The sequence below is a fragment of the Zooshikella ganghwensis DSM 15267 genome, assembly GCF_000428585.1.
Classification (GTDB): Bacteria; Pseudomonadota; Gammaproteobacteria; order Pseudomonadales; family Zooshikellaceae; genus Zooshikella; species Zooshikella ganghwensis.
This window is the reverse complement of record NZ_AUAF01000128.1, coordinates 1-12,700: the sequence shown is the minus strand read 5'-3', so window position 1 is coordinate 12,700 and position 12,700 is coordinate 1. Positions and strand designations below refer to the sequence as shown.

Below are 12,700 nucleotides of genomic sequence, written 5' to 3'. Positions count from 1 at the left end.
ACTGTCAGTCACGTAAAAAAGAAGCCACACATACTCATTTAAATGCTTCATTATCAGCACTTAATGTCTTGAAGTTAGAGGATCAGCTATTAAAAGGAAGTAATGATAGAACAGTAATTTCAATTGCCTCATGGAAACGTAAAAAATTTAATCAACACTTAATGGAAAAACTTTTTGACAAGTTAGGGTTAAGCTTAAGTATTCAAAAAGTCGCTCAAGTGTATAAACAGATGAGTGACTATGGGGCTATGGCTGCGTAAAAGTGTCTAGAGTATTGACCACTAACAGTATTGCTTTACCTGCAATGCCTTAGCTTCTAAATGGCCAAAGTCGAGCTTTCATAAAAAATGAATTTTAGGATTCACGGCAGGAGTGTGGCAAAGTCATAGGATGGACTTCATGGCAAAAAATAAATTTTGTATATTCACAACAATAGCTTTTTATTTTTCCAGCTATTCATTCAATGTATTTGCCTTCAACCAGCCAAATTTTTTCATATTACATCCTGGATATTATGATAATCAAAATTTCCTGGCTGATATCACACTGGTTCCATGCACGTTAGCAAACAAAATCAACAGCCTTTGTTTTAAATTGAGTGTAAAAAGTACACCTATTGAAGATGGTCCCTATTGCCCCAAAACAATTCATGATATAGGCGGAATTTATCCCTATGATGGACCTACAAACCCTGGCCTGCGCTTATTAAGTCGTGCTTTATTTGAAGATATGGAAAATGATGGTTTAGATATTATTGATAATGAAGGAAATATTAGAATTCAATTGATAGATACTCGAGATAAACCTATAAGTTCAGAGTATACATACTGTATTGAAGCTGTAAAAGATTTACGTTTAAAACTTCATTACTTTATCCCAGCCTTACCTCGTTTTGCAACGGAACCTACCTCAATGGAAGGTGCCAGCAATATTGTAGGTCTATCCTTTAATGGTGTCCCTATTAACGGAACACCACCTTCCGTGATTGATGGTATACCTAATGCTCCATCAGGTTTACCCGCCCTTGACCCTTGTGGTGGGCATATCAACGAAGGTTTCTATCACTCACATATTTTCCCAGAAACCATTAATCAAAAACTAATAAAAAACAATATTTTTGAAGTACAGTGCGAAGCTATTTACCAAAAGTATGATAGTGAGCTGATTGGCTATGCTATGGATGGATTCCCTATTTATGGATCTGCAGATTTATTTGGTAAAGAACCAGATAACCTGGATCAATGCAGTGGTCATATTACATCAACCCTACATTATCCTTGGGGCATTTATCATTATCATGCCGCAAGTAATGACCCTGTAAATATTCCACGCTGTTTAAAAGGTGAGCTAGCTGAGCAAGTCCTTATTGTCGAATGATTGATTAAACCAGATTCAAAGCACTAAAACGAGATGACCAAATTTAAGTATATGTTAACCTTTTATTAACCTACCCCCCTTTAAAGTGCACCAAAGATTAACAGCACTTTAAACCTTCACTAATCTAGTACATACAACGAAAGCTATACCCAATACGAATGGTTTTTAGGGGCGGCCATCGAGTGACGAAGCCCTATGAGCCTATATTACCCCATGAGCCTATATTAATAGGTGATTGGGGTGAGGAGAGAAGATAACAAAACCTATAAATCATTCGTATTGGGTATTTAGTGATCATAGCGTACTCCAAGCGGGGTGTGGTGCTACCCTTGAGGATCATATATCTTTCGTTGAGAATATAACTAGCCCAGCTGGCTGCTATTACGCTGTTTTGATAAAAGAGAAAAGTCAAAATCACATGTTAACTGTATTATTGGTGGAAGATGATCGGGATTTAGCTGATACCTTGATTCAGTATCTCGCATTAGAAGACATTAGTTGTGATTATGCTAGCAATGGTGTAGCAGGGCTAGAACTCATGTCACAACACCACTATGACACCCTGCTCTTAGATCTAAACCTACCACGGCTCGATGGATTGTCTGTCTGTCAGCGACTAAGAACAGCAGGTGATGACACACCAATACTGATGCTAACCGCTCGCGATCAAATCAACGATAAACTGCTTGGTTTCGATGCTGGTACGGATGACTATTTAGTCAAACCCTTTGAAATGCAGGAGCTTGTCGTTCGTGTTCGGGCACTTGCCAAGCGCCGGAGTGGACAAGTGCGTAAGCTTAGTTGTGGTGACTTAAGCATGGATCTCACCAACAAAACCCTAACGCGCCAAGGACAGCCCATAAAACTTTCACCAACGGGATGGACCTTACTTGAAACCTTATTACGTGCATCGCCATCAGTAGTCTCACGAAAACAATTAGAACAGGCATTATGGGGGGACGAAATACCCGACAGTAACAGCTTAAAAGTTCATTTATTTAATTTACGCAAAGCCATTGATATGCCATTCAAGACCCCTTTGCTTCATACGGTCGCCCGACAAGGATTTGCTATTAAAGTGATCGATGCCCATAAGGAAAATGAATGAAAAGAGGCCTCAGCTTAAAGTGGCTTGTTGTCATTGTATTCTTGGTACAAGGATTAATACTGGTAGTGGGTTATTCTTTTTTGACCGCACATTACTTAATTCAAGGCATGGATAATATGGTGACCAGCAATATGGAGCAGGTGGCTCACCACTATCTGGAGGAAACTGCTAACGAAGTCCCTAAAAAGCCAAAGCAATACCATAACTATATTGTTACAACACAGTGGTCTGCCTTGCCAGAAGAAATAAAAACACTTTTTAAACAGTCAGAAATTACCCCAAATAAATTGTTCAAAGCACATTTATCAGAAGAAAGTCCACCAAGGGTAAAATTTTTATTTCATGCCATTATTCATGATCAAAAAGTCTACGTTTCCTATGGTATGTCTCGTAGTACCGCCTCAGCACTTACCATTAAAAATATCACTAATGATTTCCAGACATTAATTATGATTAGTGTGTTAAGTGCACTGTCATTGGCTTTAGTGATTTTGTTACTCAGTTGGCGCCTAGGTCGTCCAATTACTCGTCTCGGACAATGGGCCAGAACCCTTGCTTCAGAAAAGCTTAATCAGCCCACACCAAACTTTAACTACCCGGAACTTAATGCATTCGCAGAACTCATTCGTAGCAATTTGAAAGCCGTTCAAGAAACCACCGAGCGAGAACAGCATTTTCTTCGTCATACCAGTCATGAGCTACGCACCCCCATCACCACCATACGCAGTAATGTGGAACTGTTAAAAAAACTGGATGCAAAATCAAATCAACGCCATCAACAGTTGGCTATTGAGCGTATCGATCGTGCCAGCCTGACAATGAAGCACCTGACAGAAATATTGCTTTGGCTTCATCATGATCGAGCTGAGCAACTTCCGATGAAAGAATGTCAACTCAATGATGTTATACAGCATCTAGTGGATGATATGCGCTATCTGTTAGCGTCAAAAAAAGTTACCGTAACTATAGAAACAAAACCCTATACCCTTTATTTATCAGAGGCAGCAGCCCGAATTGTACTAGGTAATTTAATCCGCAATGCATTCCAGCATACATGGGAAGGGAACGTTAATATTATCCAAGAAAAAAACACCGTAAAAATAATTAACGAACAACATGCCAACTCGGAGCAAGAAGACCTTGGGTTTGGCTTAGGCTTACAACTTACTGAACGATTATGCCAGCGTTTGGCTTGGCACTATCAAAATGAGCAGCAAGCAATGGGTCACTCCGTTACACTGGTATTTCCAGACACAAAATGAATTTAACAAACACCTCATACTTTTATTTAACTAGTTAACCTTCCATTAACCCACCCTTCTGTAAATTGCTAACGTAAGCTTGTGCAGGTATACCCAGCCCAAAGCTTACAACAAAAGTAGTCATGCCTACGTTGACTAACCCGCTTCAACATTTATGCAAATTAATCAACTTGGCAGCGATTAAGTTTACTTAGAGAAGATTTTGCCCATGCCTTTTAAAGTCAGTACCTGTGCTAGTGTTCACCGGCAATTGTTGCTTATTCCCATATTACTGTTTGGTTTAAGTGGCTGTTTAGAACAGGATTCAGCACCTGCTGCAGGGCCTGGTGCTGGTGCTGGCGCAATGCCAACCACCGAGGTCAGTGTTGTGACACTAAAAGCCCAAACCTTTCCTGTTACGGTTGAGTTACCTGGTCGTACTCAAGCTTATCAAACCTCTGATGTCCGACCACAAGTTAGCGGTATTTTACAAAAACGCCTGTTTACTGAGGGACAAAATGTAGAAGCAGGCCAAGTGCTCTATCAAATTGATCCTGCCTCCTATCAAGCAAGTTTTGACAGCGCCCAGGCCGAACTGGCGCAGGCTAAAGCAGCTGTACAGTCTGCAAAGCCAAAAGCAGAGCGTTATCAACGACTCGTCAAACAAGGTGCTGTGAGTAAACAGGATAAAGATGAAGCTGTTGCCACGCTGAGAGAAGCCGAAGCAGCTGTGGTCGCCGCAGAGGCCAAGCTCCAAAGCGCCAAGATCAACCTTGAATATGCGCAAATTAAAGCACCTATATCAGGTCGTATTGGTAAATCCTCTGCCACACCTGGCGCCTTAGTTACTGCGGATCAGGCAGCAGCGCTGACCACCATAAATCAGCTCGATCCCATCAACGTCGACCTCAGTTTTGCCAGTGTGGATGGCCTCAAACTTCAGCGTCAGCTGGATTCAGGCAAGCTGAAAAAGACGGATGGCAAAGTTCAAGTTAAGTTAAAGCTGGAAGATGGCTCAGATTACAGCGAAGAAGGCTCTCTGGAATTTATTGGCAATGCTGTAGATGAAACTACAGGCACTGTTGAATTACGAGCCATTTTTAAAAACGCTCAATACCGGTTACTACCTGGCATGTATGTTAATGCCACACTCTATGTCGGCACTGATGAGCAAGCCATTCTAATCCCTCAGCAAGCCGTTACCCGTAACTCAAAAGGAGAAGCAACAGTTTGGGTCGTTGCTGATGACAACACCGTAAAGCAGCGTGTTATCACAACAAGTAAAGCCGTAAAAGACCTGTGGCTGATCAGCTCTGAACTGAACGTAGGCGAACGCATTGTTGTAGAAGGTGTACAAAAAATCAGGACAGGCCAAACCGTTAAGACAGTAGCTTTTAAGCAAGATGATATAGAAGTGGCGGAAAGTGTTTCCACTGACACTACCTCCAGCAAAGATCAGCTAGCGAATTAGGAGTAGTATTCATGGCTCGATTTTTTATTGACCGACCGATATTCGCCTGGGTGATCGCCATTACCATCATGCTGGGCGGCTTATTATCTATCTTTAGTCTACCACTCAAGCAATACCCAGATATCGCACCACCAACCATTTCAGTCAGTGCAACCTATACAGGTGCTTCAGCAGAAACCGTGCAAAACTCGGTTACCCAAATCCTTGAACAACAGATGACGGGCCTGGATAACCTGCTTTACATGTCATCTTCTAGCAGCTCATCAGGTAGTGCGAGCATTACCTTAACATTTGCAGCAGGTACCGATGCCGATACTGCGCAAGTCCAGGTGCAGAACAAAGTATCCCAAGCTGAATCTATGCTACCCGACACAGTTAAAAATGCTGGGGTTACTGTATCCAAATCCGGTGGCAGCAGCATGTTTATGGTGCTGGCATTCACCTCTGATGATGGCAGCATGAGTGATACTGACATTGCTGACTACATGGTATCCAGCTTGCAAGACTCTATAAGTCGGGTCAGTGGTGTAGGTAGCGTCAATGTATTTGGTTCAGAATATGCCATGCGTATTTGGCTTGACCCAGAAAAAATGCGCAAATATGCATTGATGCCCTCCGATGTTTCCAAGGCCATTTCAGAGCAAAACACCGATGTCAGCTCTGGCTCATTGGGTGACTTACCCAGTGTCAATAGTCAGCAACTTAATGCTACCGTCACCTCCCGTAGTAAGCTGCAAACGGTAGAGCAGTTTGAAGCCATTGTGCTCAAGTCTGACACCAGTGGCGCAACTGTCTTCTTACGTGATGTTGCTAACATTGAGCTAGGTGCAGAAAGCTATAGCTCTTCAGCCAAGTTTAACGGTAAACCGGCCGCTGGTATGGGCTTAGAACTGGCAACAGGCGCTAATGCCCTGGATGTGGCTGAGGCTGTCAAAGCTAAACTGAAGACACTTGAGCCTTACTTTCCGGATAGCCTGAATTACACCATTGCTTATGACACCACCCCTTTTGTCAAAATTTCTATCGAAGAGGTTGTTCAAACCCTGCTTGAGGCTATTGGCCTTGTCATATTAATCATGTTCCTGTTCCTACAAAATTGGCGAGCAACATTAATTCCCGCCATTGCTGTACCTGTCGTACTGCTAGGAACATTTGGTGTGTTAGCGCTACTCGGCTACTCCATCAATACCCTGACGATGTTTAGCATGGTACTCGCTATTGGCCTATTGGTGGATGATGCCATTGTCATAGTAGAAAACGTAGAGCGGGTAATGTCAGAAGAGGGCCTTTCTCCCCGTGATGCTACCCGCAAGTCCATGGGACAAATTACAGGCGCCTTAATCGGAATAGCCATGGTATTAACTGCGGTATTTATTCCAATGGCCTTTTTTGAAGGTTCAACGGGTGCTATCTATCGACAGTTTTCAGTCACAATTGCAGCGTCTATGATGCTGTCTGTGGTGGTAGCCTTAACACTTAGTCCTGCCCTGTGCGCCACACTATTAAAGCCCATTGCAAAAGGTGGACATACCTCAACCAAAGGACCTTTAGGACGCTTTTTTACTTGGTTCAATCAAGCCTTCAATCTTAGTGCAAACCGTTACCGCAACGGCGTAAAACATGTTGTAAACCATCCGAAAACCAGCATGCTGTGCTACTTTGCCATCATCGGAGTCATGAGCCTGCTGTTTATGCGCCTGCCAACTTCGTTTGTGCCTGAAGAAGATCAAGGTATGTTGATGGTTATGTACAATGCCCCTGTCGGCGCAACCCAACAACGTACCCAGCAAAGTATGGACAAAGTCGCTGACTATGTTCTCCAGCAACCAGAAGTTGAGGGTATCTTCAACGTAGCTGGCTTCAGTATGGCAGGTAATAGCCAAAATGCTGGGATGGGGTTTATTAAACTGAAAGACTGGAGTGAGCGAGAAGCCTCAGCCCAAGAAATTGCCGGCCGCATTACCCAGAAAATGATGTCAACCATTAAAGATGCTCAGGTATTTGTCGTTAACCCTCCTGCCATCGCAGGTTTAGGTACTAGCTCTGGCTTTACGCTGCAGTTACAAGACTTAGGGGGCAGTGGACATGAAACGCTGGTTGCAGCCAAAAACCAGCTTCTTGAGCTAGCCGCCAAAAATAACAAGCTAACCTCCGTTCGCTACAACGGCTTGAATGATGCGCCTGTTTACCACGTCAATATTGATGATCAAAAGGCAGGGGCACTGGGTCTGTCATCATCCGATATTAATGATACGTTATCGACAGTCTTAGGTAGTTCATATGTCAACGACTTCATCAATAAGAGTCGGGTGAAGAAAGTGTATGTACAAGGTGAGGCATCAGCACGCATGTTACCTCAGGATATTAAGCGCTGGTATGTGCGAAATGATAACGGTGAAATGGTGCCTTTTTCGGTATTTTCCAATGGAAAGTGGAGTTATAAACCCCAAGTTTTGAGCCGCTTTAATGGTACTGAGTCCATGGAAATAACAGGAAGTGCAGCATCAGGTGTCAGTTCTGGTGTTGCCATGGACGAAATTGCCAGCTTAGTCAGCCAATTACCCGACGGTATAAGCTATTCCTGGTCTGATATGTCTTACCAAGAGCAAGCGGCTGGCACGCAAACCTGGTTACTTTATGCCGTATCTCTGGTATTCGTATTCTTGTGTCTGGCGGCACTATATGAGAGCTGGTCAATTCCGGTCTCAGTCATCATGGCAGTCCCTGTTGGCATTGTGGGGGCCTTACTCGCAACCTGGTTAAGAGATCTATCCAATGATATTTATTTCCAGGTCGGTTTATTAGCGACAATGGGGCTAGCAGCAAAAAACGGCATTCTGATTGTTGAGTTCGCCAAAGACCTTGAAGCAAAAGGTGAGTCATTACTATCGGCCATCTTACAAGCCGCTCACCAGCGACTTCGCCCCATTATTATGACCTCCTTAGCCTTCCTGCTGGGTGTTCTGCCAATGGTTATCAGTACTGGTGCAGGATCAGGTGGGCGTCATGCTTTAGGCACAGGGGTATTGGGTGGGACTTTATTTTCCACATTTTTAGGCATCTTTTTTGTCCCCTTGTTTTACATGATTATCCGCTCGCTATTTTCCAAAAAGCCTAAGAATCAAGCAGTTTATACCTCGGAGGCTGAAGTATGAGAGCACTTTATAAAGCCTGTAGCCTAATACCAACCTTAACATTAGCAGGCTGTATCAGCCTTGCCCCCGACTACCAGCGACCTGACTCACCAGTAACAGCTGAATGGCGTGATACTAAAGCCGCACAACAAGGTTCTAGTGTCGCCCAAAACCATAATGCTGTTGCTGACATTCAGTGGCAGACTTATTTTCAAGATCCTAAATTGCGCCAGGTGATCTCCCTGGCGCTTGAAAATAACCGCGATCTTCGGATTGCACTGCTTAATATTGAGCAGGCACGTGCTCAGTACGGTATTCAACAAGCAGACTCATGGCCCTCCGTATCTGTCAGTAGCAGCAAGACCGCATCTCGCACTCCAGGCTCAGTGAACAACAGTAACAGCGCAACAATCAGCCATCAGTATGAAGCAGGTATTGGCTTTAGTAGCTATGAATTAGACTTGTTTGGTCGTATAAACAGTCTTAAAGATGAGGCTTTGGAAAACTTTTTATCCACAGTGGAAACTCAGCGCAGCACCCGTATAAGCTTAATTGCTGAAGTTGCAAACAGTTGGCTAACACTGGCAACCAATTTAGAACTGCAAGCACTGGCACAACAAACGCTGAATAGCCAATTATCTACACTTAAACTGACACAGAAAATGTACAACCAAGGGGTTGCCTCAAAACTGGATTTAACTCAAGTACAGTCCAGTGTCGAAAGTGCTCGCATTGATGTGGCAGCTTATCAGTCTCAAGTAGCCCAAGACCGAAATGCGTTGGAGTTATTAGTCGGTAATAAAATAAAAGAGGCTTATCTTCCTTCTACTCAACTTGATAAACCTATTGCATTAGCAGCCATTCCTGCAAACCTAAACTCTAATGTGCTCTTAAAGCGGCCTGATGTGCTTGCAGCAGAACATAGTTTAAAGGCAGCTAATGCGAATATTGGTGCAGCACGCGCGGCTTTTTTCCCGAGTATTTCTCTCACAGCATCAGCAGGACGCAGCAGCAATCAGTTAAACGATTTATTTAGCAGCAAAAATCGTAGCTGGTCATTTACCCCCAGTATTAACTTACCCATTTTTAATGCTGGTAGTTTAAAAGCGTCTCTTAAAGAATCTAAAATTAAACGAGATATTGCTGTTGCAGAATATGAGCAAACGATCCAAACTGCATTCAAAGAAGTGGCTGATGTGCTAGCCGTACGTGCATCACTGGATGCACAAATGAAAGCCCAAACAGCCCTGGTTGATGCAAACTCACAAAGCTTTACTTTATCCAGCTCTCGTTATCGTAACGGATTAGACAGTTATCGTAACGGATTAGACAGTTATCTTGACGCCTTAGATTCACAACGAGCGTTGTATAGTGCACAACAGTCACTGATTTTATTACAACGAACAGAATACAGTAATCGAGTAACACTATTTAAAGTGCTTGGAGGTGGTGCTGAAGTATAATACCCACTCATCCAAATAGAAAAATAACTGTAAGGGTACCTCTAAAAATAGTGCTTTTTTTGCAAGAGCAAGGAAGCACTGCATGGAGAACGCAGTGTTTAAGGAATACATGAGGGCTAAGCAACTGTTGTAGGCTTAGCGATAGTAACCTTAAGTATTTAATAAACGCTAGGGCCTGTTAACACAGCTATTACGACAAAAGTACATTTTTAGAGGTGCCCGTAAATTAATTGAGAATGTACATTCCTTCACTACCAGGCCTTGTCAGTTTAAATCCAAACTTTTCATAAAGCTCAGGTACATCTGCCATTAACGTAATGTAAGCGCCTTTTGGAATATATTTTTCAAAATAACTCATAATATACTCCATTACCTTACGGCCTAAACCTTTACCTTGATGTTCAGGATCAACAGCAACATCTACTATTTCAAGGTTTAGGGCACCGTCCCCCACAACACGACCCATAGCAATAGGTTTGCCATCATACAGAATATGTACACCATAGATGCTATTTGGCAGCGCTTTTACTGCAGCTTCTTTTGATCTAGGCGTTAAACATGTAACGACTCTCAATCGAAGAAAGTTTTCAACATCAATAACTTCCTCAATAACGTTGTACATGTAATCACCTCAATATAAATTCCTGGATACACTATATATTTTTTTCACATACAATTTTTAACGACTCATCTCTATGTGAATAATAGAAAGCTATTATCCAGCCAACCATAAATCCTGTAACATGTCCTAACTTAGGATAGTGAACAAAAATCAAATCAAGAAGCAATGCTGGTAGAATTGCAAATATAACAGCAAACTTTAAAAACAAAGATGCATCAATTTTTTTATAAAGTAATAAAACACCAAACGCAGCTACACCTAATATAGCTTGTGAAGCACCAGTACCTAAATTCCAAGGTGGTTCAACCGTCAATGTACTTATAAGAGTACCTACTGCTCCAGATATAAACCAGAGAAGAAAAAAACGAATAGCACCAATATACCGCTCAAGTATTATGCCAAGCAATAAAAACGAAGCTACGTTAAAAAAACATATGAGGCTGCTTAACATGAACCACCTGAGATACAAATAAACGCCATAGCTCTAAACTCCAAAGATGCTCAAATGTTATACCACCATATTGCTCTAGCTGTGTAATTTTACCTAATAAAGATCCACTAATCTCATAATTAACATACAGAGAATAAATGACTGTCACCAGGGATATTATAATCGTAACCAAGGGATATTTTTGATGGCTTACTGACTTTACCTTATTAAAAACTACTCAAATACTAAAGGCATCATTCGAGAGTCAACTTAATTCGTGATATCAACAAGGTAGGTATATTGATACTGTTCACACCCACTTTTCTATCGATGAGAGCAGCCTGGCCAGCAGCAAGGCCGACGCTTTCCCTCTTTTAATTCACTTCTAGTTCTTGCTATTCGACGCTGTCTTGTATCGAGTTTTTTAGCATCATTAATCCAGCAAATCCACTCATTACGAGCGATAGGCGTTATGTCCTCCCACATAACTAAAGCATTACTATCGTCAACAAGGGCCTGTTCTAAATCCTCTGGAATACTATGAACCACCCCTCCGGAAATTTCTTTTTTTAACATATTTATTTGACTCATGAGATTGATCAATAATATGAAGATAGTCAGCACCTAACACCGAATAGTCACCAAAGCTCAAATCAAGCTAGGGCCTGTTAACACTATTTGAATATCACTGTTATGTAACTTTGGCATCTCGGGTATAGATGTGGTCAGCGTATAACTTACCACCTATTTCATAAGCTTCAGGTATCACGCTTTGAAGGTGAAAGCCACACTTAACCAGCACCCTTTCTGAGCTAACGTTGCCTTCGGTAACCACTGCTTTATAATGAGTGATTGTATCGATTGATTCCGCCCAATCCAATAACGCTAAAAGCGATTCTGTACCATACTGCTTACCATGAAACTCTGGCAATAAAAGATATCCCACATGAGCAGTATTATCCTCAACAATAAAGCCTGTTATTCCCATTGCATTATCTGTTACTTTATCTATTATGACTAAGCACAGCCAAGCGTTCGAGGTTGGACTCCAAGTCACTAGACGAGCCTCAAACTTATCTCGAATAACCTCAATTTCAGGCTCATCAAAGCACAGTGAGATAACATTCGGATCCGTATGAAGCTGAAGGAATAGTGCCCAGTCAGCTTCTGTAATAAGCCTCATTTTCAAACGCTTTGATTCAATTTCCATCTTGTAGAAAACTCCTGCTATATACTACTAATGAGCGACACTATAACGATAACACTAACTATAACTGTCGTATATCCTTCACGAATCATTTTTAAGCGCGTTATCCATAGCGCTTTACTCAAACGGGTCAGTTATCAACAACTATAATACCATCGTATAAATTTCAAGAATCATCATTTTCCGCTCTCTTTAAACAAGCAGAAATATCCTCATGATCTTTATAGTCAGCACTTGCTTTTCTACATATATACCCAAACCTTTTCCATGGCATAACTTTATTCTTCCTAGAATTTTTATGGGCTAATGATTTTACATCCAGAACTACTCGTTAAATTAGTTACATTATTATTTTAGTCATAACGCTCCCGCAGAGCGGGAGGCTTGACAGCTATGAGCAGCCCCAAGGGCTGCCAATGTTAAAGTTCAGTGTTTAAAATTAGCTTCCGTGTTAAAAATCACCCTCTTCATCCGTGCCTTTTCCATCCAGCTGCTCTTGGTTTCGAATATACTTTCTAATCTGCTCTTCTTCGAATCCAACCGTTGAAATCGCATAGCCTCTTGCCCATAACGACTCCCCATTGAAGTTTCTTTTCCTTCCACTAAATTGCCTTGCAACTGCTATGGCACTTTTACCTTTTAAATAC

The 12,700-nt window shown here is 42.0% G+C and carries 11 protein-coding genes and 1 pseudogene; 7 read left to right on the top strand and 5 right to left on the bottom strand.

Translation table 11 applies throughout. The features are described from left to right. From F607_RS34795 to F607_RS0120290, 7 genes and pseudogenes are all read left to right on the top strand, one after another. A pseudogene (locus F607_RS34795) lies at positions 1-260 on the top strand (hypothetical protein); the annotation flags it as partial. Between the two features lie 139 nt (positions 261-399). Next, positions 400-1,377, top strand: coding sequence for a YHYH protein (locus F607_RS0120315; protein WP_038291921.1), 978 nt, complete (start codon positions 400-402; stop codon positions 1,375-1,377). A gap of 418 nt (positions 1,378-1,795) precedes the next feature. After that, positions 1,796-2,485, top strand: coding sequence for a response regulator transcription factor (locus F607_RS0120310; protein WP_027709553.1), 690 nt, complete (start codon positions 1,796-1,798; stop codon positions 2,483-2,485). Further along, the gene (locus F607_RS0120305) at positions 2,482-3,747 is read left to right on the top strand and encodes a sensor histidine kinase (protein ID WP_027709552.1); all 1,266 of its coding nucleotides are present in this window, start codon (positions 2,482-2,484) and stop codon (positions 3,745-3,747) included. The genes F607_RS0120310 and F607_RS0120305 overlap by 4 nt, the downstream gene beginning before the upstream one ends. 208 nt (positions 3,748-3,955) lie before the next feature. Next, positions 3,956-5,197 (top strand): efflux RND transporter periplasmic adaptor subunit, encoded by a 1,242-nt coding sequence (locus tag F607_RS30755; protein WP_084611350.1) that lies wholly within the window; start codon positions 3,956-3,958, stop codon positions 5,195-5,197. Between the two features lie 11 nt (positions 5,198-5,208). Next, positions 5,209-8,352: an efflux RND transporter permease subunit gene (locus tag F607_RS0120295; protein WP_027709551.1), complete on the top strand. Its 3,144-nt coding sequence runs from the start codon at positions 5,209-5,211 to the stop codon at positions 8,350-8,352. Continuing rightward, a complete protein-coding gene (locus F607_RS0120290) occupies positions 8,349-9,794 on the top strand; it encodes an efflux transporter outer membrane subunit (protein ID WP_027709550.1) in 1,446 nt (481 codons plus the stop codon). Before F607_RS0120295 ends, F607_RS0120290 begins: the two co-directional genes overlap by 4 nt. A gap of 226 nt (positions 9,795-10,020) precedes the next feature. Here F607_RS0120290 and F607_RS0120285 read toward each other — a convergent pair whose 3' ends face one another. The 5 genes from F607_RS0120285 to F607_RS0120265 form a co-directional block, all read right to left on the bottom strand. Then, positions 10,021-10,416 (bottom strand): GNAT family N-acetyltransferase, encoded by a 396-nt coding sequence (locus F607_RS0120285; protein WP_027709549.1) that lies wholly within the window; start codon positions 10,414-10,416, stop codon positions 10,021-10,023. Positions 10,417-10,447: 31 nt separating this feature from the next. Beyond that, on the bottom strand, positions 10,448-10,867 hold the full coding sequence (locus tag F607_RS30750; protein ID WP_051311675.1) for a rhomboid family intramembrane serine protease: 420 nt from the start codon (positions 10,865-10,867) through the stop codon (positions 10,448-10,450). A gap of 303 nt (positions 10,868-11,170) precedes the next feature. After that, positions 11,171-11,422 (bottom strand): YdeI/OmpD-associated family protein, encoded by a 252-nt coding sequence (locus tag F607_RS0120275; protein ID WP_027709548.1) that lies wholly within the window; start codon positions 11,420-11,422, stop codon positions 11,171-11,173. Positions 11,423-11,537: 115 nt separating this feature from the next. After that, positions 11,538-12,056: a GNAT family N-acetyltransferase gene (locus F607_RS0120270; protein ID WP_027709547.1), complete on the bottom strand. Its 519-nt coding sequence runs from the start codon at positions 12,054-12,056 to the stop codon at positions 11,538-11,540. 448 nt (positions 12,057-12,504) lie between these two features. Further along, positions 12,505-12,700, bottom strand: a 196-nt coding sequence (locus tag F607_RS0120265; RefSeq protein ID WP_027708978.1) for a transposase, incomplete at its 5' end; no start/stop codon positions are given.